This window comes from Rhodopirellula sp. J20-39, assembly GCF_057365095.1.
Genome location: NZ_CP195123.1, coordinates 5,742,467 through 5,764,099 on the forward strand (window position 1 = coordinate 5,742,467; position 21,633 = coordinate 5,764,099).

Below are 21,633 nucleotides of genomic sequence, written 5' to 3' on the forward strand. Positions count from 1 at the left end.
TGCTAGCGAAGGACCGATTGCCAGCGATTGCACGCTAGCGTGACAGAACTCTCTTTCACCTAGCGGCGGCCAATCGGCAGCCATCGCAAGTTTCAAATTCCTAAACGTCGTTGTCCTTTTTTAGACAACGGCGTTTTTTCGTTGATGGTTGCAAGCTGACCTAACTGAAGACTTCTTGTGCCACGACCGCATCCATCCCGGCCGCGCCGACAGGTGCCGGGGCGGCTGGCGCCGGCGTTTTGGCCGCCAATGCTTTGGCGGCAATCTCTTCGATCAACGTTGCGTTTTCGGCTCGCAGGTCCAGAACTTCTTGGCGAACGGCGTTGAATTCGCCAGCCAATTGGTCCCAATAATCATCGTTGCGGAACTTCAGGGCACGACCATCATCACCCGCACGCAGGGCTTCGAGCTGGCGACGCATAGCGAAGATTGGTCCTGCAACGCGATTGGTGATTCGCAACATGTCGTAAACCATCAGCGGTCCCAACAGGAAAAACCCGGGGACCCAAAAGATCGCTTCATCGGCTAGCGACAGAATGGTATCCCAGACACTCATTCCAGGAAAATTCATGGACTGAGTGAAGAATTGGATGACCGTGAAATAGGTCATGGCGGCAGCGCCGTAGAGCAACGATCGTACAGTGAGACTCACTTGCACGTCGTGCTCAACAAGTAACTGTTGGCGGGTAGGTCGTTTGGACATCTAGGTGACTCGTTTGCGATGGGGGCACATGCAACACGGATGAAAGGGACTAGCTACTCACCAATCGCGACGGCAGAACTTTGAAAGCTTTCTTTGGCGGCGTTAGTCATTAGATTCACGCTGACGATGCACGTGACGGCAATTAGCGCAACCATTACGGCATACTCAACCGCTGTTGTGCCATCTTCATCACGAAGCCAAGCTACAAAGCCACGTCGAAAGCGACGGGTAGGTGGGTCGTTAGGATCCATCTTTTCATCCAAGGAAGGGACGCGTAGAAAATGTTTTCCAACCGGTTTTTCAGCCATCTTGACGCAACTGTTATTCGAAAGCGTGCGAACCAGATATCGTTTCATTGAGATCTGATAACGTCCCTCGTTCGGGCTGTCCGAGCGGTGTTGGGATTCGGCCGACGTGAACATGATCTTGCGATTGGCGTTGGGTGGAATTTCGGTACGCATTGCGTCCGGAGTGAGTGGTATTCAATCAACCTTAGCTCTCGAAATCCCGGCAACACACGCTCGAATTGAGCTGGAATGTAGTCCCAACAGGAATCGCCGCCCCCTTTGGCGATTGTGACGGTTGCACCGATCGCAGTGGGAATTCGCCCCGATTATGCACGTTGAACAGACCCTCATGCGAAGCTAAGGTGTTGCATCAGAGGGATTGGCATCCGAGATATTGCGTCGATTGCCTTGTTGCCACGTCCGCTTCGAAATTCGAGATTCCATGCTTTCGAAAACCGCTGAATACGCACTGCGCACGATTGCCTGCATGGGCAACCAGCCTGGCGTGCCTGCGTCGGCAGACGTGTTAGCCACTCAAACCAAAGTGCCACGTCGTTACCTGACACGCGTCCTTCAGGATCTCGCAGCGGCCGGATTGGTCCGATCACGGCCTGGGCCGGGCGGTGGGTACGAACTGAACCGGGAAGCATCGGAAATGACCATTTTAGAGGTTGTCAATTCCGTCGCACCGATCCAGCGGATCACTCAGTGTCCGCTCGGTCTTAAGTCGCACACCTCGCTTTGCCCCTTGCATACCGAACTGGATCGCGCGTACGCGGCAACCGAGGCCGCCTTCGCGGGAGTCACCATTCAAGAAGTCCTGGACTCGTCCACCGGTATTCTGCCTCTGTGCGGCTCTGGAACCGAAGACTCGGCTTAAACCTGGGTCAGCATAACGACCACACGAGCGGCGATCGCTTCGCCCCGGCCGACGGCATCAACGCCTTCACCCGTCTTGGCCTTCAGCCCGACACAATCGAGCTGGCATGACAATAGCTGGCTGATTCGCTCTCGCATGGCATCAATATGAGGTGCCATCTTAGGACGCTCGGCGAGAATCACGGCATCCAAGTTGTTGATCTGGTAACCCAACGCAGTCACCTTATCGATCGCCTTGTAGACGAAATCTGCGCTATCTCGATCTCGATTGACTTCCTGATCATTCGGGAACAACCGCCCGATATCTCCCTGAGCGATCGCACCGAGCAAGGCGTCGGTAATCGCATGCAATAACACGTCGGCGTCACTATGCCCGATGGCATGCACACCGCTCAGCTCGGCCCCGCCACCGCCAATATCAATCCCACCGATCCGCAATGGACCGCCCGGACCAAGCCGGTGTGAGTCGTACCCCAAGCCGATTCGATATGGCGGTTGCATGAGCGGATTTCGATTGAGTTAACTGGCGAGATCGCCAGTATGATTCAGCGGGGTGGTTTGAACTTAGGAGCGGTCGGTTCCGAGGCCTCTTCGGGCTCGTCGTCGTAGCTCGGCTTTGTCGGCGAGCTATCCTCGATCGTCATCGCCCGACTCGCTTCGGCTTGGGCTTCGCGAAATTGTTGCTGCACATCGGTCAGACTACGCCGCAATTGAGCGTACGTGGAACCGAACTTGCGCGCCACCTCAGGAAGATTCCCGCCAAACAGGACGACAGCGATCACGCCGATCACTGACAATTCAAATGGACTAAGGCCAAACATCCTTAGACCTTTTCTGATGGCTTGTCCGCTGATTCGTCAGCGTCATCGCCGGTTTCCGCCATGCCACGCTTGAATTCGTTGGCACTTTTGCCCAGGTTCCGCATCAGGCTAGGAAGCTTCGCGCCACCGAACAGGACGAGTGCAATCAACAGCACAATCATCAATTCAGGAGCACCCGGAAATCCGAACATGCCCAACAATGTCATCGACGAAAAAGTCAGGGTCAACATCTCAATATCCTGTTGAAAGGTGGGGAGCCGCGCGGTTGAAAACGACGTGGCAGCTTGAAAACGGTGGGAAGGTAACGAACTAACGATGGATCACTCTGCGATCAGGGATTCGCACAGCAATTGGATTGCAACAGCGTGAAACGATCGATGGCATGAACGGAGCACATGCTTAACCGCATCCAGGCTAGGGGCTCAAGATCGGCGACATCGGTTTCATTGCCGATACACTGATTTTGAATATTTGTCCGCAGCCATTGGGATGGCACAAGTCCACGGTAAGACGTGGTGATCGTCAAAATGGATCATTTTAAGCGGACGATTCGGCGAAAGCGGGTAGATCGAGTGCGAGAAAAACGACTAACCGCCTTTCAGCAGGGCCGCGTCTCAACAGTCATCTCCGGAACCGAAGCGAAAGTTATTCTAGCCACCCGTTTTGATTCGTCAAACGGTAAAGGACGCCCGTAGTGACCAGCGACGGCATTTTGGCGTAGTGAAGCGTATCTGGTCGATGAAATGTCGCTGTCGCGGACTGTCACTCGTACCGGATTCCACGCAGCGGTGGCCCAGTGGGGCCGCTGGCGGTATAGGCAGTGGGTACTCCTGCCGCGGTTGTCACCGGTTGCGACCAAGCGGAGCTTCCGGGTGTGCCCGACGCCATCGATCCCGCCAGTGATCCGGAGCCGGGCATGGCGGCCGACGAAGATGCCAGACCGCTCATTTGCAACAAATCGACTTTGTTACGAGTCGCTGGCATAGCGAACAGTTGTGGATCGCCGGACAACAATTGGTTGACCGAATAGGACGCCACATCCAACTGCATCGCCAAAGGTGGACCGCTCGACGGAAACAGTTCCATCTTCACTCGATGAGGCAGGACACTGTCCACGCTGTCGTAATACTGGTGGGCCGAAGCAAAACTCTTGGCCACCAACCGGCCGCGAGGCGAGTACAGGAACAAGTGGGTGATGTAACCGGCCTTGGGTTCGATAAAGCAAACCCGTTGGTACGTTCCCGCCGGCGTCGAAACCGCGTTACGAACTTCGATCATGCCATCGGTGCGAGTAACCGGACCAGCCAAAACAGTCGTGGGATCCAAACGTGCCAATCCAATGGCATCGATCATCCAACTTGGATCCACCGGCAAGATTGCTCGATCCAGGTGAGCGGCGTACTGGCTGTGATTAGCGTGATAGAGCGTTTGCGTCATGCCCTCGGGGACTTCAAACCAGAACTCCTGGGCATTACTTCCCAAATCGATGCCGCTGCCCATGATGATCGGGATGCTGGCTTTCAAGCGGAAGTTACGGTCCCGCTGCAAATGCATGTTGGCCGACAATTTCGGAACCGCAGTCATGCTCAGCACGTCGACGGAAGCCGAATTGGTCGACAGTTCGCGAATCGCGTCGGTCCGATTAACCGCCGCGGCCAACGCAACAATGTCCGGCGTCGAATCAAAAATAGCGGGTGGCGGCGGGACATCGGCAACGGTGACCGGTCGGGCACAACCAATGACACTGAAGATGACCGCGCACACACCCAATCCAAACGCGAACATTCCCGCTGGCGCATGGGTTCCTACAATCACGGAAATTCCAGTGGGCAGGTTCGGCAAGGTCTGGCGTGATACGAAAATGGGGATCCTTCCCGAATCGTAGGGTGCGATCAATTGGGCGGGCAATTCATATGGACCGGCAATTCACTAGGCCGGCAATTCACTCGACTTCGCGATAGAGCAAATCGACGAGCTGCGTTTGTAGGCTTTCTGCCTCGCCGGCGGCAATGTCAGCTATTTCGACCTCGATCGTCGTTCCGTCCAGGCTGGATTCCAATTCCCACACGTTCGGATCAGCCGCCGGTTCGCTTTCAGCCTGCTCATCCGCGTCGCTGGGTGCCGATGAAATCAGCGTTGCGGACTCAACTGGCTTCAGGTGCCGCTTCCGCAATAGCATCAAAGCCAACAAATACCTTGCTTTGACCAATTGAGGTTGATCGGCCATCGAACGCAAAATATCGATCAGAACCTCGGGGGGTGCCAACTCTCGCTTCTTTTCCTCCGGCAGAGGCACGCGGTTTTTCCAGTGCCCAATACAGCCCTCAGGCGGCCCTGTCCAGGAATCGGCAGCGATGTCAACGCGACGGAATTCTTCGTCGTGTTCCGATACAACACTGTAATAATATTCCCCCGGTTCCAGCGGCCGATCGGCCACACTGCAACGGCGGGTGGTTCGGTTGATCTTGTATTCGCCTATCATGTGCCACTGAACTCATCAGGTCATTGGATCAAAACAACGCATTTTCAGGAACCTAACCGTTGAATCGCTCACCCGGGAATAGCTTAACAGGGAACTCCGAGGCAAGTCGTCTCGATTATGCTCGCGTCACGATGGATCAATCCCTCGAAAACGATCTGCGGCAACTGGTACGTCTTGCCATCGCCGAAGACCTGGATGTCTCGTTGGACTGGACCACGGTAGCAATGATCGACGCGGAACGCCGCGGCGCCTGTCAAATTGTTTCACGCGATCATGGAATTTCGGCTGGGATCGCGTTGACGCCTTGGATCATCGACGAGTTCGATGCCGACCTGGAAGTCGAAGTTCTGATCGGCGAGGGCGAAACGTTTTCTCCTGGCACGCCGCTGGTTCGACTGTCGGGATCGGCTCGAGATTTATTAACCAGCGAGCGAGTAACCCTGAACTTGCTGTCGCGTTTATGCGGTGTCGCAACATTGACGCAACAATACGTGAAACAGATCCAAGGCACCTCGGCGCGTCTGTACGACACCCGCAAAACGACTCCCGGTTGGCGACGCCTGGAAAAGTACGCGGTCGCGTGCGGTGGCGGACACAATCACCGAACCGGGCTGTATGACGGATTTCTAATTAAAGACAATCACTTGGCGCTGGGTCGTTCCAAAGAAACGGCGAGCTCCACCGACACGGCAGGCAAGTTGACCGCGGGCGAAGCGGCTCGACGAGCCGTCGCGATGCGAGGCGGCGCACTGAACCAATTGGTCGCCCCCGCGATGGTGGAGATCGAAGTGGATAGTTTGGAACAATTCGACCAGGTCATCCAAACCGGTATCGACATTATCTTGCTAGACAATTTCTCACTGGACGATTTAAAAACCGCCGTCGCCCGGCGCGATGCGGCATCCGTTAACGTGGAATTGGAAGCGTCTGGAAACGTCAATATCGACACAATCGCTAGCGTCGCTGCCACCGGCGTCGATCGCATCAGCAGCGGGGCGTTGACCCACCAAGCAACATGGTTGGACCTGGGAATGGATTGGTCGGCCTAGCTTTGAACTAGCACACAGTGTTTCTATTGCAGTTTCTATTGCAGTTTCTATTGCACACAGGACTTCTATACAGACAGGACTTGTACACGGAACAGACAGGAAGAATGTGAGCTCAAAACGAGCCCAAAGATAGGTCGCAAACGCACCTGTCGTCGTTTTGTGGACGGAAAAAATTCATCAAACGTGAAGCACTCGTTTGCGGATCGCGACCTAGGGTTGGACAGGCATTCACCTCCTTCCCGTCTCGCAATTCAACGCCGATGTCGCCGTCCACTTCCGGTTCTTCCAACCTCAACCGCATCAACCAACCCGCTTCGATCTTCGGAGACCGGCATTGGTACGACTTCGTTCAACCTTGTTTGGACGGTGCATCCATCATGGCTTCGCTGGTCGCAGTCAAGCTATTTGCACGCGGGCATGTCGATGAAGCTGCCTGGGCGATGGGATTGATCGCGGTCATCGTCTTCTTCCTTTGCTCACAACTTACCGGGCTGCAAGGTCGCGATCGGCGGTACGGCGTCGACAACGAAATCATCAGCTTAGTAACGACTTGGTCGTTGACCGTTTTGGTCCTGGCTTTGTTTGCGTTCGCGACTCGATACGGCGATCTGTTCGCGCGAAGCGTGATGTTTGCATGGGTTGCGATGAGCCCCGCATTAATCGGCTTAACACGCATGTGCTTGCGAATAGTACAAGTTGGGTTGCTACGCCGCGGCATCGGGACGCGGAAGGTCGCCATCGCCGGTTGGAATCCACTCGGACAGCGAACCCGATTGAACATCGAAAACGAACCATCCCTCGGCTTCACCTTTGCCGGGTTTTATGACGACCGCAGCATCGGTCGATTGCAAGCTGAGCTTTCCGAAGAAGACGACAAGGAACTGCACGTTGATGTCGCCGATGGAACCTCCGGCGAGTCGGTCCCCGTACTAAATGGCTCGCTCAAAGAACTTATCGCGGCAGCCCGTGCTGGCGAAGTGGAAACCGTTCTGGTCACACTGCCGATGCGAGCTGAAAAACGAATCCGCAGCTTGCTAGATGAACTCAGCGACACAACGGCTTCCGTTTATATCGTGCCGGACTTCTTTGTTTTCGAGCTGTTGCATTCCCGTTGGACGCAAGTCGGTGGACTTCCCGCGGTCAGCGTTTTTGAAAACCCACTCTTTGGTATCGACGGAACCGCCAAACGCTTCGCCGACCTCACCATCGCGATCACCGGGTTAATCGCGATCTCGATTCCGATGGCACTGATTGCGATCGCGGTCAAAGTCACCTCGCCGGGCCCCGTGTTCTTTCGCCAACGACGTTACGGTCTCGATGGACAAGAGATTCGAGTCTGGAAATTCCGTTCGATGCGAGCATGCGATGACGGTCCCGTCGTCAAGCAAGCCACCCAGGACGATCCTCGCATCACGCGAGTCGGCAGCATTCTGCGAAAAACCAGCCTGGATGAATTGCCGCAACTATTCAACGTCATCGAAGGCTCGATGAGCTTGGTCGGTCCACGACCGCACGCCAACGCCCACAACGAACAGTATCGTGGTTTGATCCGCGGCTATATGATGCGTCACAAAGTCAAACCCGGAATCACCGGTCTGGCCCAAGTCAGCGGATGCCGGGGTGAAACCGAAACACTCGACAAGATGCAAAAGCGTGTCGAATTCGATCACCAATACATTCGCACATGGTCGCTGGCCTTGGACCTGCGAATCTTGGTGCGAACGCTATTCGTGGTTTGGAAACAGCCCGAAGCGTATTAACATTATGTCGCTCTATCGCAACGAAACGCGATCACAGGCGTCGTTCCACTTCTTTTCTAACTGAAACATGCTGCAGCGAATTGAACTCCCCGGTCGGTTGAACGAACGACCGGTGCCCGATTCGCTTCGCGGCATGATCCACGATCTGCACCAACGAATCGAAGCTTTCCAGGATCGCTGGGATGTACCGCAAGTTGAGCAATTTGTTGCGGCCGATTACGAACTTGTCTATCAAACCTTGGACTGGATTCGGGAAAGCCAACTGCTGATCGGCAATCGGTTTGTCGAATGGGGCTGCGGCTTTGCCACCGTGACACTGATTGCAGACATGCTCGGGTTCGAAGCCATTGGCATCGAGTCGGAAGCCACCTTGATCGAACAAGGTCAGAAAACCATTGCCGATTGGTGGCAGCCCATCCAAGACGCGACCAAAGATCAGCCCAGCGGCGCGACCACCGATCGCGAGGTAAGCCCGCACCTAGCGAGTCGGAATGCCCCGCCGGAACTGTTTCGGGGGAACTTTCTGCCCTTTGGAGCGGACGATCTAGCCGACGATCCGACCCTGCCTAGTTTGGGTCACCAAGTTCCACCAGCGTATCGGGCGATCGGCCTGGATTTAGATGATTTTGCCGTGGTGTACAGCTACCCCTGGCCGGGCGAAGATGAGTTCCACGAGTCGGTGTTCGCCGAACACGCCGCGACCGGTGCGATCCTAGTTCAGTTTGCCGGCCCGAACGACACCCGGGCTTGGCGACGATTGGGCTAAGATTCCAACCAAGCCACGATGGTCTGTTGATCCAACGCCTTTTCGCGTTCGAAACCGGGGTTGTCGCGTCCCCACGCGAACGGTTTACTCGCCGATACCGTGTCTGAGTCGATGGCACGTGTTTTCGACGCCGTTGTTTTTGGTTTTCATTTCGATCCTTTTCCCTAAAAGCTTATGCTTCGTTTTGGAGCCGTTTCGTACCTCAACACCAAACCGCTGATCGAGACGCTCGCCGGGCACCTCGAAGGCTGGGGGACGCTGCGATTGGATCTGCCATCGCGATTGGCTCGTGATTTGTCCAGCGGCGATCTGGACGTCGCGCTGATCCCCAGCGTTGAGTATTTTCGCAATCAGGCGAATTATCAAATCGTGTCCACAGCCGCGATCGCTTGCCGCGGCCCGGTGTGGAGCGTCCGCGTACTCAGCCGCGTGCCGATGGAACAAATCAAAACGCTCGCTCTCGACGAGGGCAGTCGTACCAGTGCGGCCATGTCGCAAGTGCTTCTGTCCGAAATGCACGGCGTTCGCCCGCAATTGGTTCCCTTCCCAATCGGTGCCGAAGCGGACCAAATTGACGCCGACGCCTTGTTAATGATCGGCGATCGGGCGATGCACCCGCCCCGCGAAACCTATCGCGAAATCTGGGACCTGGGTGATCGCTGGTGCCGCTGGACCGAACTGCCGTTCGTCTTTGCCATGTGGGTCGCTCGGCGCAAGTGTTTGGAAGATCCAGAAACCGCCGCACGAATCGAACAAGCCCTCAACGACAGTCGCGATGAAGGCATCCAGTGTTTTGAGACCATTGCCCGGCGAGAAGCGGCGGCACAAGGTTTGACGAACGACGATTTACACCGATACTTTGCCGAAAACCTGCATTTCCACTTGGGTGCTGGCGAACGCGCCGGCTTAGACGCCTTCCGTGAAAAAGCAAATGCGATTGGATTAATCGCAACGCCGAAACCCGATACTATTGACCAACATCCTCCTTCCACACCAACGCAACGCCCCTCATGACTGCTAAAGAAGTTCGCGAGATTTTGGACCGCACCATCGACGGCGAGCGTTTGAATGATGACGACGCGCTGACGTTGCTCAAGAGCCATGACCTGGCCGCCATCGGCTCCGCCGCCGATCAGGTTTCTCGCCGAATGCATCCGGAGCCGTATCGAACCTACAACATCGATCGGAACATCAACTACACCAATGTATGCACCGCGGTGTGTGACTTTTGTGCGTTCTATCGCGGCCCGAAAAGCGATGAAGGCTACGTGCTGCCACGTGAAGTCCTATTGAAGAAGATCGAGGAAACGGTGGACCTCGGGGGAAACCAGATTCTGCTTCAAGGCGGTCTGCATCCCAAGTACAAGCTCGACTGGTACGAAGAGATGCTGAGCGACATCAAAACGAAGTTCCCAGAAGTCAATATCCACGGCTTTTCGCCACCCGAACTTCATCACTTCACCAAAGTAAACAACCTTCCCATCAAGGAAGTCCTAAGCCGCTTGAAGAACGCCGGTCTGGGAAGCGTGCCTGGCGGCGGAGCAGAAATCCTGACCGACCGAGTGCGAAATGAGATCACACGCGGCAAGGTCATGACCGACGATTGGTTGGGGGTCATGCAGGCTTGGCATGAACTTGGTGGCATTAGTTCGGCAACGATGATGTTCGGCCACGTCGAAACACTCGCCGAGCGAATCGAACACCTTCGTCGTCTTCGAGAAGTGCAGGACCAAACCAATGGCTTTACCGCGTTCATCTGCTGGACGTTCCAGCCTGAAAACACCGAAATGAGCGATGTGCCCAAAACGGGCTCGTTCGAGTACCTGAAAATGCTCGCGATATCGCGACTCTACCTCGACAACATCCCCAACCTGCAAAGTAGCTGGGTGACTCAAGGTTTGAAGATCGGCCAAATGGCGTTGATGTTTGGCGCCAACGACATGGGCAGTTTGATGATCGAGGAAAACGTGGTCGCCGAAGCTGGAACGGTCCATTACTTGTCCCTCAAACAAATCCGCGAAGCGATCCAAGAGTTCGGATACGAGCCTCGCCAACGCGATGTGTTCTACAACCTTGTCGACGAACAACTCGAACAAAAAGCAATCCAAGCAAACGCCGACGCTAGTGCTCGAGAATTGGTTTCCACGCAAGAATTGGTCACTCTGTAGTCGTCGCATTTGCAGACTAACGAAATCGACGCGTTCGCCCTATACTGTGCCCCTTTTCCGATCTCCTCGTTCACCTCAGCTCGACACGGTTATGATTACTCGCAAGCCGATTTTCCCTGGCATTATCGAACTGAACTTTCAAGCCGGTGAAGTCTTGGGCTGCAATCTGTACCTCGTCTATGATCAAGACGAATGGGTGCTGATTGACATTGGTTATGAAGAAACGGTCGATGACTACATCAATATCATTCGCGAACTCGACTTCCCGCTGTCCCGCTGCAAATCCCTGATCGCTACCCACGCCGACGTGGATCACATTCAAGGTCTGGCCAAGGCGAAACAAGCTCTTAAGACAACCGTTACGGCGCACCCAAATGCTGTCGAACCGCTACGCACTGGCGACACACTGAAAACACTCGCCGAGATCGAAGCACAAAATTTAAAACTTGACATGCCACCGGTCGAAATTGAACATGAAGTCAACGACGGTGACATTATCAAGGTCGGCAACATTGAAATTGAGGTTTGGCACACTCCCGGTCACACCGATAGCCAACTTGCATTCCGCATCGGCGACGTTCTGTTGTCCGGTGATAACCTCTATCGCGATGGCTGCATTGGTGCGATCGATGCCCACCACGGCAGCGACATCAAAGCGTTCCTTAAGTCGTTGACGCGAATTCGAGATAGCGACGTCAAGTGGCTCGCCCCCAGCCATGGCCCGATCTTCGCCAAGGACGTCTCGATGCTGGATCGCGTGATCGGTCGCGTGGAAGGCTATCTGCACATGGCCGATTTTGGCACCCTCGCCGAAGATTGGCCGTTGATGGACGAGTGGGACGATGAGGTCTCTCAAGGAATTCTTCCTGAAGGCTTGACCCCGCCGACCGCCTAAAACCGCGACTTGATTTCATGACGATCACGCGGCGAAAGATCTCGCTCCAAGACGCGCCGACTGCCCTCAGCGGCTATGTCATCATCGGTGGTGGCGTGTGTGGCTGTCTGCTCGCTCGGCAACTCGCCACTCAATCGGATCGCCCCGTTTGGATTATCGAAGCCGGTGGTGAGCAAAGCGAAAACAGCTTCAACCGTTCTCGACCAGCGCGGTGGCTGCACCTACTCGGCTCGTCCGACGACTACGCGTTTTCAACGCTGCCCAACGAAGCACTTGCCGGTCGCCAACTCACCTGGCCACGTGGACGTGGTTTGGGTGGAAGCGGAAGAATCAACGCTATGATCTGGTTACCGCCCCATTCATCCGACCTGCAATCGCTAGTGAATGTTGGCTTGGACCGGAGCATCTTGGAACGAGCTGAATACGATTCCCAGCAACTGATTCCAACCGAGTCGCCACGATACCTAAGCGAATCGTCCGAACGCTTCCTGGCAAATGTGGGCAAGGATGAGCAACTCGGCACCTTTGCCGCCTACCAGCGGATCAATCGGTTCGGACGCCGCTGGACCACCGAACACCTGTTGAATGAACTTGAGCAAAGCAGCCCTGATGCAGCAAATCGCATTCAGGTGATAGAGGCCAGCGTCAACCAGCTTTCGGTTCATCAGAATCAAGTCGATGCCATAGACGTACGCCGCGGTGCGCTGATCCGCACTCTCGCGATTCCCTCAAACGCCAACGCGATCAGTTGTGCCGGAGCCTTGGGCACGCCGGAACTGATGATGCGAAGCGGTATCCAACATCCGGAATTAGGTGCCAATCTTCACGACCATCTCATCATGCCGATCATTTATCGGCACCGCGGGAAGCCATTCTTGGCCGGCGGTCCAACCATGAGCCAACTCTCCGCCTGGCAACACGGCGGGACCGGACCGCTTACATCAAACATTGCGGAATGCGGCGGCTTCGATCCCTCGCTGCGTTTCCAATTGCACGTCACGCCAACGGATTATCTGCGATACCCGGTTCGCGCCGACGATTCGGCGATGACCTTGGCGGTCAGTTTAACGCGACCACAATCTCGTGGGCGTTTGACACTATCAAACGATGACTCAAAGCATTCCTCGCAACAACTTCGGATCGAAACTGGCTATTTGTCCGACCGCAGCGACGTAGATGACTTGATCAAAGCCATTCACTGGGCTCGCCGGTTGGCCGAGTCGCTTGATCAGTCCGGGTGGCTATCCAAAGAAACAACGCCTGGCCCCAAACGACAAAGCGATTCCCAATTGGAAGCAGCCATTGGCCGCTACACGCAAACGCTATATCACCCCGGTGGTACGTGTTCACTGGGCAGCGTCGTTGATGCGAACTTCGTCGCATGTGGGCATCAAAACTTGCGAATCGTTGATGCGTCCTTGTTGCCCGACCCCACTTTCGGCAACCCAACGGGTGTACTCGCCATGCTGACCTGCTACGCCGCCCGCATTTTATGGGAATCACGGTAGAGCAGATTTTTCGGCGCAGTCACTAGATAACAACGTCACTACTGATGTCGCCGTTGCTGACCTACGCCGCTTCCGCATCCACGCGGTTTTTCCACCGGATCGCTAGCCCGACCAGAACGATCAGAACCCCAGTAAAACCAATCGTTGAGGCCGCAATAGGGACTCGCTCAAGCAACAACAATGGCAAGCCCACCGTCAGCATGCCACCACCAATAAACGGCGCCGATAGCGGCGCCGCCAATGCATAGTGCTCCGCCGCCTTGGTTCGCAAATCGGGATCGATCACCCTTAACAAGACAAACCCGGTCGCGGTCGTTCCCGTCGACATCCCAAAATTGATCAGCCCCAGCTCGAACCAATGACCACGGGGCAAGATCCGGCGAGCCAACACCAATAAACAAAACGTGGACCAGACCACACCCGCGGTCAACAAGATTAACAACGGCAACCACAACGAGGCGACCGCCTGTAGATTCAATGTCGCTACCGCAGCAACAACCAACAGGTCCATGCTCGTGCCAGACAATCGAGCAATGGAATCAGAATCAATCCAGTGTGCGCCCGCGATACGAACAACCAACCCGCGAACGATCGCACCACCGAACAACGTGTAGATGAACAGCGGAAACGAACCAACGATACTAGACAGGCTCATCCGCCCACGCAGAACGTCCTCACTAGCGTCGTTTGAAACAGCCTCGGACGCAAACGGGCCCCAAGTTTCCATCAAACTGGCTGCACCTCCCACTGCGGATTGCAAGCCAACGCCGATCGCGAAAGCCAAAGCGAGCCAGACAACCTGTAACAACAGCGGATCGATCGCGTCTCCGTTAACACGAGCCTGCCCCATCGATGTGGTTGCTGGCTGAGAGGTTTCCAGTTCATGGCTTGGTTGACCGGTGACCTGCGTGCTCGCACTTAAACCCGCCCGACTTTCCCAACTGGTCTGACTAGTCCAACCCGCCCGAATACCGATGTGGATGCAGACCATCCCCGCAATAAGTCCATATACCAAACCCGCCGTCGCCATGAGGATACCCAGGTCCAGACCTTCGGTAAGCCCAATCGAACTGCTCTCCAAAACCGTCCCCATTGCAGCGGCGGTACCATGTCCGCCGGCGAACCCGGTTTCAATCAACATAGCCGTTGAATTGGGCAGTTCAAACCAAGGCTGAATGAACAACCATGTCACCCACAAGCCGACCGTGGTTTGGCCGACGACAATAATCCAAACCATCACCCCCTCGCGGGCGACCGGGCTGAAGCCACTTGCGTCTTTCTCTTTCGAATGAGCTGTTGATTGTCCGCCGTTGGTCTTCGCCAACAACATCCCGGCGAACACCACAGCGATCAACCAACCCGGCCATTGCCGCAACGCCGCCACGGGGCCTGCCTGAAAAGCCTCGACCCATCCATGATCGGGGAAAGCGAACTGACATAGTTGCCAAAGGACTAAACCGATGGCTCCCGCAATCAGCGAAACTGGAATCCGAGCCGATGCGAACCAGGTCATCGACTGGCGAACAACCAACCCAGCAAGCAACAATACAGACGCGACTGTGATGGCGGCAATCACTCTGAGACCTGCTCCCCGCCTCCGCTACCGCTTGCCGCAGGATCCACAGCACCGCCGCCTGCGATCAGGGTCCCCACCACAATGGCCACCACTAACAAAGTTGCCGTTCCACCTAGGATGGCAACGAGTGCTGTCCGACTGAGCTTGCCTTTTCCCTTCGATGCACCGCCAGCTTTTCCTTCCGTGACAATCTCCTCTTCCTCGCCGCCCACTTGATCGCCTAACGGGTCGCCAGGGATAGGACCTTGGTAGACATTCAACGGCTGATTCCCGGTTTGAAACGTGGAAACAGCGACCGGCCCCGCAGCAGGAAACTGAATTTGTCCAAAATTGAACCCCTCGTCTTCCGGCGTCAGCGGTCCGCGCCCACTCGGCTGAGCCGGCTTGGATTGCACAGCCGCTTCCGAAATGGTGATAGGATTGGAACACCCCGGGCATTTAATCCGCGGGGCGGTCGGCATTTGTTTTAGGTTCAGCGAACGCTTACAGACGGGGCATTGGATGACAGGCATATTCGCGTCGAAATAACGAATGAAGAAAAGTGAATGACAAAGCAAAGGCTAGCAAAAGTCGCTGCCCACGGATTACCAAGGTAAACCAACAGGATCTACCGCCCCAACCAAGTTTGCCAGCACGGTGCACGCATTTGGGAATCAAGTTGGCCGCTGTAGCATCATAACCCCTACACCCACCCAAAGCGGACGTGAACCCGCGTTGGACATCATCGGGATAGGCGTGAACATTCGAAACCCGGCGGTGTCACGGTTAGACTGAGTATTCAGCCCCGAAATCGCACTCCGTGCCTCATGCCGTCTTTTCGTCTCTACAAGCTACTGGCTTATCCGATGATTATGTTCACCCAACGTCGCTATCGGACGCAACCCTCCCCAGGGATTTTGGCGTTTATCGCGTTCATTGCGGCGTTTCTATTGGGAAACGCAGGACCAGCGAAAGCACAGGTTCCCGGCGGCGGTTTCGGGCTTCCAGAACCAGGCGGCCAGTACCCTTCGCAAACCTATTATGACGCCCTGAAAGTTTACCGGGACGGTGATCTGGAGAACGCCGTCCGCGGTTTCGAGATGGCGTTGCGGTCCACCCGAACCGACGTCAACGGCAAGTGGATTGACGCGATTCCTGGCCGCGTGATGCTGGCTGAATGCTATTGGCATTTGGGTCATCTACCGGCCTGCCGAGTGCATTTGGATGAAGCCGCCCGCATTGCAGTCCGGAATCGCGGCTGGCTCGGTCAACTCGACTTTTCAGTTTTATCGCGTGGTGGGACCGTCAGTTCGCCCAAAAGCAACTTATGGCCGGAAGTCGCCGCGGTTCGCCGCATGCCGCTTCCCAGCAAGATGCCATTTCAATCGGGCCAAGCGTTAACCGAACAAAGCCTAGCCGCTGGCGGCGTGATCGAAACCCCGACGATCAAAAGTGTCGACGCGATCGAAGTCATGCGTTGCCTCGCCGTGATGTCGCACCGACGACGCGTATTGTTGGGACCGCTATCGGGTGACGATGCCCTCGCCCGCGAGGTTGTTGAGGCAACCAAGCAACCCGCTGGGATGAACCATCCGCTCGGCCGCAGCCTCATCCACGCCATGCGCGGAAGCGAATACTTCTCGATTCTTGAAGACAAGACGGTATTTGACCGAACAGCGAAATATGCCGTGCTGGATGGCAGCGTGCACCCCATAACGCCGATCCTGCTGCTATGCGGCCTAAAGGCAGGTGCAGGGGGCGACGATGCCGGGAACCTGAGTGCCGAAAGCCGTCAATCTTTGGTCTCCACCGCTCAACAAATTGCAAACTCAGCAGCCGCATTGGAACAATACGAATTCATCGGTGAAGCATTGCAAGTCGCCGCCGGTGTGGCTGCCCCAGCCCAGTTGCCGCGGGTCGAGCAATCCGCCGCACTGGCAGCCCGCACCCTGGTTCGCGAATCCCGACTGGCTTCGCTGCACAACTACCTGGTAGCGGCGGATGCGGCAATTTCCGCAAACCGCATCGACGCCGCCAACGAGCATCTTCAGGCTGCGGTTTCACTGGCGTCGCGGCGCGATGTTCGGTGGCCCCGCTTGCAAGCCTACGGCGCCTACGTTGCGGCCCGACTTGCCGCCCAAAAAGGTCAACCGATCGGCGTAGGTAGCTCCGGTGCAATGCCCGAAGCGCTCAAGTCCATGTCCGACTTCATCCTAAACCAACGCGATCGAAAACGCCCGGTCGTTTCAATGCCGTTTTTGTATCAAGCCGAACGAGTCCTAGGCAGCCTGGGCGGCAACGTCGGCAACCAGTCGATCAAGCGAGTGCTGGAGGGTTATGCGGGTGATGTCGGTATTTCGCTCTGGCGTTTGGATCCACTAGACGCGATGGCAGCGGTCTATTTCGACGATTCGCCACTGCACCGAGCGTTGTTGAATATCGCGGCAATGGAAAACAATGGCGAGGAAGTTTTGCGTCAAACCGACCGCGTGTTGGCTAAGCAATTCACGCGACAATTGCCGCTGCAAGGTCGCTTGCTGCAGTTACGAACCTTGGCAACCTCACCAGCGAACACGCTCTGGGAGCCCGCCCGTCTAATCCTTGCCGACCCGCCTGAACTACTTAGCCGTCTTCGTAATCAAACACAACAATCATTGCTAGCTCCGGCCGCGCCCCCGCTGGCCGATGGAGGGGCAGCCGCGAAAGCCAAACCCAATATTACGCTCCGGTCACAACCGGAATCCTTAGTCATGGAAGCCGTGATCAGTGAACTGGCACTCAGCCGCATGGCGGTTCCGGATATCAATCCTCCCGCAGTCGCCGCTACCGATGTCGCACTGATCCCCGACGGAGTGGCACTACTGACTTTCGCCATCGACAACGGGAAGATTCATGCTACCTGCACCCGCGACGGAACCACCCGCACCTGGGTCGTGCCAGCGGCCACGCGGTTGCCCGCAATGATTGGAAGGCTTTTGCAAGACATTGGTGCCAACCGCAATCGCGGGAAACGTCTTCCCGAAAACCAAGAAGCCTGGCGAGCCGATGCTTTAAAGCTGCGTTCGTACTTGCTACCTGAAAGCTCCGGCTGGACCGAAAAAGGCTTGGCGAAAATCATCATCGTTCCCGACGGACCGTTGTGGTACCTGCCTTTTGATCTGCTTCCCGCCGTGGGCACCAAATCGAATCCACGTGATGACCAGCCCCAAGTCGATGACAAGGACGCGCCACTATGGGCTGATGGCCTGGACATCCAATTAGCACCAACGCCAGGCTTCGCTCTTCGTAGCGTCGCGGCATCCACCACCGCTGACCGAATCGCCATGGTCGCCAGTAGTTTCTTTGCCGTTCGCGACGCGGCGTTAAATCAATCGATGGTTGATGAGGTCATGGTCGCCACCGAAGACGCGGTGTTGATGTCGCCTGCACAAGTCCCGCCTACCGAATTGCTTGGATTGGAAATCGGACACCTCGTCGTGGCCGCACCAGTTACCCCCAAACCCGCCGACCTGATGTCAAGTCAGTTAATACCGGGCGAAAGTTCAGGTGCACGCTCCGGTGGAGGTACGGATGGGAACCGCCTCATGGATTGGGTTCGGCTACCCGCTGGTGGTCCTCAATCGGTTGTCCTGGCAGGACTACGCACCGCCGCCTCGTCGGCGAAGATCGGTGACGGTTCGGAGCTATTCATTCCGGCGGCTGCCCTGCACGCATCCGGCGTCAAAGAAGTCATGTTCAGCCGCTGGCCTACGGGCGGACAATCGGCGGCCACGATGCTAACCGAGGTCGTAGCCGAACTACCACACACGTCGTTAGCGGAAGCCTCTCGGCGAGGTGTGATGATGCTGCGATCCAGCGACCTTGCTGCATCGCGAGAACCACTGCTTGGTAAAGCAGACGAGGAAGTGACCGACCTGACCGGCGATCAACCGCTGTTCTGGGCAACGTACTTCAACACAAGCTCCATGGAACTTCCGCCGCCGATGACCAAGAAGTAGGTACCAAGCACAGAAGCATGCCCGCTATTCGATTCGCCAAGCAAAATCCTAGCCTTCGTTCGCGACCAGGGTCTATCCGTAATGGACGAGGTTACGAGTCCGTCCCCGCAACTCATGCTTAACGGATTCGTAATCCTCGTCCACTACCGATTAAGCAACTGCAATTACCCAGGATCTAACCTAACTGGATAAGGCAACGAGTCCATCCACTCTGCTTAAGCTCGATGGACTTGCAACCTCGTTCACTACTCGAAGATTCAATCTTGCGAACGGGTTAGGGAAGCAGCGGAGCGATATCCACACTGGATCGTTCGCTTGCCGGCACTGTCGCTTTATCATGCAACACGACGGCAAGATCGAGCGTTAGACGAGTCGGATCGACTACTCGCTTTGCGATAGTAGCTTTGCTGAACCGCACTGAATCCTTCAGCGTTTTGTCAGGCGGGCTGGTTGCATTGGCAAGTAGACTCGTCTTGACATCCGTCACCGATCGCCAATAGGCGATTTCGCGATGGACTAAACCATCGGCAATCAACCGCCCTTCCGTGCGAGCTTGTATCGCGGACTGCTTATAGTTCATCCGCTTATGAGATCGTACGACGGCAAGGCTGGCCAGCGAGATCACAGCGATCGCCATGATCGAAAGAATGATGGCAGAACCATTTCGTCGGTTCGATGTGCGTTTCATAGTTAAGGTTTTCATGGTTTGACTCGCAATTGGGTTGGGAAGCAAACTTGGGTTCGCACATCAGCTTGCAATTCGTCCGGCCGCAATTGTTCCGCTAAGTCATCGTTCAGCTTGAGACGCAATCGCATCTCTATTCCAAGCGGAACAGCGCTACTGGGAATCGGCTTGATCGAGAAATCGACTAGGGTTCCTTGGACGCAAACCGTGGTGTTGCCGCTACCATCTTCCAAGATCAAATCGAAACCGCCTTTAGTGGTCGAGGAGGCCTTTTTCGAATAGCGGTATTTCTGTGTTCCCGACACAATGGTTTGCCCACTGATCAATTGGATTCCGCTCGCTTGATCCCATTGGCGAAATTGATCGGATATTTGGCGCAATGATTGCCGAGCCTGTGCTGGCGCACCAAGCGTGCTACGCGACGCCGAAGCGACGCGAGCCGAGTTTTGCATCACACCAACAATAGCGGTCGACATCGTAGCGACGATGGCAACGCAAGCCACCGTTTCGAGCAAACTAATGCCATGCCGCAAACTAACGCCGTGCCGAAAGCTACGACGGCGAACATTCATACTTGAAAGAGAAGTGGTGCGGATCATCTTGGGCGACACCATTGGGTCGTTAGGGTTTGGTGGATTTCGTCGACATCAAGCTTGCCGTTCCCATTGCTGTCTTGATACGCGACACACTCAATGGTCATTAAATCCGCGATCTGCGGATCCTTTGCCAACGTCATACGCGTGCGAAATTGTTTTGAAGGATTGTCCTTAACCGCACTATCAACTGACGTCACCGCACGATCGAACGCACTGACATCGCTCAACTGAATCAATCTTGTTTCGATCGCTCGTTCGCCTTCGAAAAGCAGTGCATCCTGGACCGCCAACGTCGAAACTCGCTGTGCGGAATGCCCCATCAACTGCATCGCGGGGATCAACAACAACGACAATACCGCAGCGCCAGCGGCAACATCGATTAGCGACGCACCGATGCGTTTTGCACCGGCATGCTTCTTAAAGCTGCGAGATAATTGTGGCTGGTTCATAGGGTGCCTTTGCCAATGATGTTTCCCGTCAAGGCTTCAACGCCTACTGTGATGGATTCGTTTCCGTTGCTGATCCGCCACTTAGCATCCTGGGACGCTTGACCGGTGGGTTTGAAGATCACTTCATCAATATTGAAATCGACTGAAGTGGACGGAGCGAAGAAAATAGGAGCGTGCATGGATTGCCTTCCGGTGGTGGACTGCTTTCCGAAATAACCGACTCCCGCAGCATCCGCCTCCGGGCTATACGCGTTGGCTTCAACCTGAAGGTCCAAACCGAGCCGAGTATCGCCAGTATCGGGATCGCTCAACTTCGCTACCCGTATTGAAACATTGCACTGACTCAACACCGCAGTTTCACGGGCTAAACGAAGGCAGCTAAGCACCTCGCGTGCATCCTGCTGCACACCCGTGCGAGATTCAAACACTCCCGTCACACCCATCAGCGTCAGTGAACCGGTCAAGATCATCAAAACCATGAACACTTCCAATAACGACGTACCACGTCGCTTTCGCCTAAGACGGCATGTAGAACACGCTGCAAATGAGGACTCAATAATTGTCACGAAATTAATCCGATGACCCGTACAATGATTTGTAAAAAAACCGGTGATTCGAAAACCACCGGTGCACAAGAACCACGTCCGATTAACGGATGCGGCTATATCAGTATTCCAACTAGCGGATTACTAGTTGCTTACTTCGCTGAAGCGACCCTCAGCCCGGTTGTATGGGTACGAACGAAGCTTCGCGTAACGCACCTTTTCTGCATCGGTGGTGTTGGCGATGTAGCCTTCACGTACCAAGTAAGCCACGTTTGGCGGGTAGGAACCCTTTTCGAGATAGTAGGTTTGTGCCATCGCGTTCAACGAAGCGACGTCCTGGATGGCTAGCTTTTCTTCACTCTTGGCACGCATTGGAGCAACGGTAGCAACCGTAGCAGCGGCAACAACGGCAAGGATGACAACTGCGGCGATCACTTCGAGAAGTGAGAAGCCCTTCTTTTTGGTTTGATTACGTTTCATAGTAAAA

General features: G+C 55.5%; 23 protein-coding genes. 9 read left to right on the top strand and 14 right to left on the bottom strand.

The genetic code is table 11. The features are described from left to right. Positions 1–160: 160 nt before the first annotated feature. Both ACR3ZL_RS20880 and ACR3ZL_RS20885 read right to left on the bottom strand, forming a co-directional pair. Positions 161–703, bottom strand: coding sequence for a hypothetical protein (locus tag ACR3ZL_RS20880; RefSeq protein WP_473651162.1), 543 nt, complete (start codon positions 701–703; stop codon positions 161–163). Positions 704–756: 53 nt separating this feature from the next. Continuing rightward, complete coding sequence (locus ACR3ZL_RS20885) at positions 757–1,164, bottom strand: Flp family type IVb pilin (protein WP_473651161.1); 408 nt, start codon at positions 1,162–1,164, stop codon at positions 757–759. 268 nt (positions 1,165–1,432) lie between these two features. On the opposite strand from ACR3ZL_RS20885, the gene ACR3ZL_RS20890 reads away from it, so the two are divergent. Beyond that, positions 1,433–1,870 (top strand): RrF2 family transcriptional regulator, encoded by a 438-nt coding sequence (locus tag ACR3ZL_RS20890; protein WP_473651160.1) that lies wholly within the window; start codon positions 1,433–1,435, stop codon positions 1,868–1,870. On the opposite strand, the gene ispF is transcribed toward ACR3ZL_RS20890, so the two are convergent. From ispF to ACR3ZL_RS20915, 5 genes are all read right to left on the bottom strand, one after another. After that, positions 1,867–2,370: a 2-C-methyl-D-erythritol 2,4-cyclodiphosphate synthase gene (gene ispF / locus ACR3ZL_RS20895; protein WP_473651159.1), complete on the bottom strand. Its 504-nt coding sequence runs from the start codon at positions 2,368–2,370 to the stop codon at positions 1,867–1,869. The genes ACR3ZL_RS20890 and ispF overlap by 4 nt on opposite strands. A 44-nt stretch (positions 2,371–2,414) precedes the next feature. After that, positions 2,415–2,690: a Sec-independent protein translocase subunit TatA/TatB gene (locus ACR3ZL_RS20900; RefSeq protein WP_486172933.1), complete on the bottom strand. Its 276-nt coding sequence runs from the start codon at positions 2,688–2,690 to the stop codon at positions 2,415–2,417. 2 nt (positions 2,691–2,692) lie between these two features. Continuing rightward, a complete protein-coding gene (locus ACR3ZL_RS20905) occupies positions 2,693–2,920 on the bottom strand; it encodes a Sec-independent protein translocase subunit TatA/TatB (RefSeq protein ID WP_473651156.1) in 228 nt (75 codons plus the stop codon). A 532-nt stretch (positions 2,921–3,452) separates the two neighbouring features. After that, the gene (locus ACR3ZL_RS20910) at positions 3,453–4,475 is read right to left on the bottom strand and encodes a hypothetical protein (RefSeq protein ID WP_473653501.1); all 1,023 of its coding nucleotides are present in this window, start codon (positions 4,473–4,475) and stop codon (positions 3,453–3,455) included. Positions 4,476–4,632: 157 nt separating this feature from the next. Next, positions 4,633–5,172 carry a hypothetical protein gene (locus ACR3ZL_RS20915; RefSeq protein WP_473651155.1) on the bottom strand — a complete coding sequence of 180 codons (540 nt, stop codon included), beginning with the start codon at positions 5,170–5,172 and terminating at the stop codon, positions 4,633–4,635. A 131-nt stretch (positions 5,173–5,303) separates the two neighbouring features. Between ACR3ZL_RS20915 and ACR3ZL_RS20920 the strand changes: the two genes are divergently transcribed. The 7 genes from ACR3ZL_RS20920 to ACR3ZL_RS20950 all read left to right on the top strand — a co-directional run bounded on the left by ACR3ZL_RS20920 (position 5,304) and on the right by ACR3ZL_RS20950 (position 13,318). Beyond that, complete coding sequence (locus tag ACR3ZL_RS20920; RefSeq protein WP_473653500.1) at positions 5,304–6,221, top strand: nicotinate-nucleotide diphosphorylase; 918 nt, start codon at positions 5,304–5,306, stop codon at positions 6,219–6,221. Positions 6,222–6,481: 260 nt separating this feature from the next. Beyond that, positions 6,482–7,981: an undecaprenyl-phosphate glucose phosphotransferase gene (locus tag ACR3ZL_RS20925; protein WP_473651154.1), complete on the top strand. Its 1,500-nt coding sequence runs from the start codon at positions 6,482–6,484 to the stop codon at positions 7,979–7,981. Between the two features lie 67 nt (positions 7,982–8,048). Further along, positions 8,049–8,747, top strand: coding sequence for a class I SAM-dependent methyltransferase (locus ACR3ZL_RS20930; protein WP_473651153.1), 699 nt, complete (start codon positions 8,049–8,051; stop codon positions 8,745–8,747). A 174-nt stretch (positions 8,748–8,921) separates the two neighbouring features. Next, positions 8,922–9,761 carry a menaquinone biosynthetic enzyme MqnA/MqnD family protein gene (locus tag ACR3ZL_RS20935; protein WP_486172934.1) on the top strand — a complete coding sequence of 280 codons (840 nt, stop codon included), beginning with the start codon at positions 8,922–8,924 and terminating at the stop codon, positions 9,759–9,761. Continuing rightward, complete coding sequence (mqnC, locus tag ACR3ZL_RS20940; protein WP_473651150.1) at positions 9,758–10,915, top strand: cyclic dehypoxanthinyl futalosine synthase; 1,158 nt, start codon at positions 9,758–9,760, stop codon at positions 10,913–10,915. The genes ACR3ZL_RS20935 and mqnC overlap by 4 nt, the downstream gene beginning before the upstream one ends. Before the next feature lie 91 nt (positions 10,916–11,006). Next, a complete protein-coding gene (locus ACR3ZL_RS20945) occupies positions 11,007–11,810 on the top strand; it encodes an MBL fold metallo-hydrolase (protein ID WP_473651149.1) in 804 nt (267 codons plus the stop codon). Positions 11,811–11,827: 17 nt separating this feature from the next. Further along, positions 11,828–13,318: a GMC family oxidoreductase gene (locus tag ACR3ZL_RS20950; protein WP_486172935.1), complete on the top strand. Its 1,491-nt coding sequence runs from the start codon at positions 11,828–11,830 to the stop codon at positions 13,316–13,318. A 61-nt stretch (positions 13,319–13,379) separates the two neighbouring features. On the opposite strand, the gene ACR3ZL_RS20955 is transcribed toward ACR3ZL_RS20950, so the two are convergent. Beyond that, positions 13,380–14,894 carry a sodium/glutamate symporter gene (locus tag ACR3ZL_RS20955; RefSeq protein ID WP_473651147.1) on the bottom strand — a complete coding sequence of 505 codons (1,515 nt, stop codon included), beginning with the start codon at positions 14,892–14,894 and terminating at the stop codon, positions 13,380–13,382. Next, the gene (locus ACR3ZL_RS20960; protein WP_486172936.1) at positions 14,891–15,406 is read right to left on the bottom strand and encodes a hypothetical protein; all 516 of its coding nucleotides are present in this window, start codon (positions 15,404–15,406) and stop codon (positions 14,891–14,893) included. Before ACR3ZL_RS20960 ends, ACR3ZL_RS20955 begins: the two co-directional genes overlap by 4 nt. 333 nt (positions 15,407–15,739) lie before the next feature. Here ACR3ZL_RS20960 and ACR3ZL_RS20965 point away from each other — a divergent pair, with 333 nt between their 5' ends. Then, positions 15,740–18,871, top strand: coding sequence for a CHAT domain-containing protein (locus ACR3ZL_RS20965; RefSeq protein ID WP_486172937.1), 3,132 nt, complete (start codon positions 15,740–15,742; stop codon positions 18,869–18,871). Between the two features lie 274 nt (positions 18,872–19,145). On the opposite strand, the gene ACR3ZL_RS20970 is transcribed toward ACR3ZL_RS20965, so the two are convergent. The 5 genes from ACR3ZL_RS20970 to ACR3ZL_RS20990 form a co-directional block, all read right to left on the bottom strand. Then, a complete protein-coding gene (locus tag ACR3ZL_RS20970) occupies positions 19,146–19,574 on the bottom strand; it encodes a hypothetical protein (protein ID WP_473651144.1) in 429 nt (142 codons plus the stop codon). Beyond that, complete coding sequence (locus tag ACR3ZL_RS20975) at positions 19,571–20,128, bottom strand: type II secretion system protein (protein ID WP_486172938.1); 558 nt, start codon at positions 20,126–20,128, stop codon at positions 19,571–19,573. Before ACR3ZL_RS20975 ends, ACR3ZL_RS20970 begins: the two co-directional genes overlap by 4 nt. A gap of 23 nt (positions 20,129–20,151) precedes the next feature. Beyond that, the gene (locus tag ACR3ZL_RS20980) at positions 20,152–20,601 is read right to left on the bottom strand and encodes a hypothetical protein (protein WP_473651142.1); all 450 of its coding nucleotides are present in this window, start codon (positions 20,599–20,601) and stop codon (positions 20,152–20,154) included. Beyond that, positions 20,598–21,080 carry a GspH/FimT family pseudopilin gene (locus ACR3ZL_RS20985; protein ID WP_473651141.1) on the bottom strand — a complete coding sequence of 161 codons (483 nt, stop codon included), beginning with the start codon at positions 21,078–21,080 and terminating at the stop codon, positions 20,598–20,600. The genes ACR3ZL_RS20980 and ACR3ZL_RS20985 overlap by 4 nt, the downstream gene beginning before the upstream one ends. A 210-nt stretch (positions 21,081–21,290) precedes the next feature. Continuing rightward, on the bottom strand, positions 21,291–21,626 hold the full coding sequence (locus ACR3ZL_RS20990) for a prepilin-type N-terminal cleavage/methylation domain-containing protein (RefSeq protein ID WP_473651140.1): 336 nt from the start codon (positions 21,624–21,626) through the stop codon (positions 21,291–21,293). Positions 21,627–21,633 lie beyond the last annotated feature (7 nt).

Bases quoted from the DNA above. Each gene is read 5' to 3' on its own strand.
- ACR3ZL_RS20880 (WP_473651162.1), bottom strand. From the start codon at position 703: ATGTCCAAACGACCTACCCGCCAACAGTTACTTGTTGAGCACGACGTG.
- ACR3ZL_RS20885 (WP_473651161.1), bottom strand. From the start codon at position 1,164: ATGCGTACCGAAATTCCACCCAACGCCAATCGCAAGATCATGTTCACG.
- ACR3ZL_RS20890 (WP_473651160.1), top strand. From the start codon at position 1,433: ATGCTTTCGAAAACCGCTGAATACGCACTGCGCACGATTGCCTGCATG.
- ispF (WP_473651159.1), bottom strand. From the start codon at position 2,370: ATGCAACCGCCATATCGAATCGGCTTGGGGTACGACTCACACCGGCTT.
- ACR3ZL_RS20900 (WP_486172933.1), bottom strand. From the start codon at position 2,690: ATGTTTGGCCTTAGTCCATTTGAATTGTCAGTGATCGGCGTGATCGCT.
- ACR3ZL_RS20905 (WP_473651156.1), bottom strand. From the start codon at position 2,920: ATGTTGACCCTGACTTTTTCGTCGATGACATTGTTGGGCATGTTCGGA.
- ACR3ZL_RS20910 (WP_473653501.1), bottom strand. From the start codon at position 4,475: ATGTTCGCGTTTGGATTGGGTGTGTGCGCGGTCATCTTCAGTGTCATT.
- ACR3ZL_RS20915 (WP_473651155.1), bottom strand. From the start codon at position 5,172: ATGATAGGCGAATACAAGATCAACCGAACCACCCGCCGTTGCAGTGTG.
- ACR3ZL_RS20920 (WP_473653500.1), top strand. From the start codon at position 5,304: ATGGATCAATCCCTCGAAAACGATCTGCGGCAACTGGTACGTCTTGCC.
- ACR3ZL_RS20925 (WP_473651154.1), top strand. From the start codon at position 6,482: ATGTCGCCGTCCACTTCCGGTTCTTCCAACCTCAACCGCATCAACCAA.
- ACR3ZL_RS20930 (WP_473651153.1), top strand. From the start codon at position 8,049: ATGCTGCAGCGAATTGAACTCCCCGGTCGGTTGAACGAACGACCGGTG.
- ACR3ZL_RS20935 (WP_486172934.1), top strand. From the start codon at position 8,922: ATGCTTCGTTTTGGAGCCGTTTCGTACCTCAACACCAAACCGCTGATC.
- mqnC (WP_473651150.1), top strand. From the start codon at position 9,758: ATGACTGCTAAAGAAGTTCGCGAGATTTTGGACCGCACCATCGACGGC.
- ACR3ZL_RS20945 (WP_473651149.1), top strand. From the start codon at position 11,007: ATGATTACTCGCAAGCCGATTTTCCCTGGCATTATCGAACTGAACTTT.
- ACR3ZL_RS20950 (WP_486172935.1), top strand. From the start codon at position 11,828: ATGACGATCACGCGGCGAAAGATCTCGCTCCAAGACGCGCCGACTGCC.
- ACR3ZL_RS20960 (WP_486172936.1), bottom strand. From the start codon at position 15,406: ATGCCTGTCATCCAATGCCCCGTCTGTAAGCGTTCGCTGAACCTAAAA.
- ACR3ZL_RS20965 (WP_486172937.1), top strand. From the start codon at position 15,740: ATGATTATGTTCACCCAACGTCGCTATCGGACGCAACCCTCCCCAGGG.
- ACR3ZL_RS20970 (WP_473651144.1), bottom strand. From the start codon at position 19,574: ATGAAAACCTTAACTATGAAACGCACATCGAACCGACGAAATGGTTCT.
- ACR3ZL_RS20975 (WP_486172938.1), bottom strand. From the start codon at position 20,128: ATGAATGTTCGCCGTCGTAGCTTTCGGCACGGCGTTAGTTTGCGGCAT.
- ACR3ZL_RS20980 (WP_473651142.1), bottom strand. From the start codon at position 20,601: ATGAACCAGCCACAATTATCTCGCAGCTTTAAGAAGCATGCCGGTGCA.
- ACR3ZL_RS20985 (WP_473651141.1), bottom strand. From the start codon at position 21,080: ATGGTTTTGATGATCTTGACCGGTTCACTGACGCTGATGGGTGTGACG.
- ACR3ZL_RS20990 (WP_473651140.1), bottom strand. From the start codon at position 21,626: ATGAAACGTAATCAAACCAAAAAGAAGGGCTTCTCACTTCTCGAAGTG.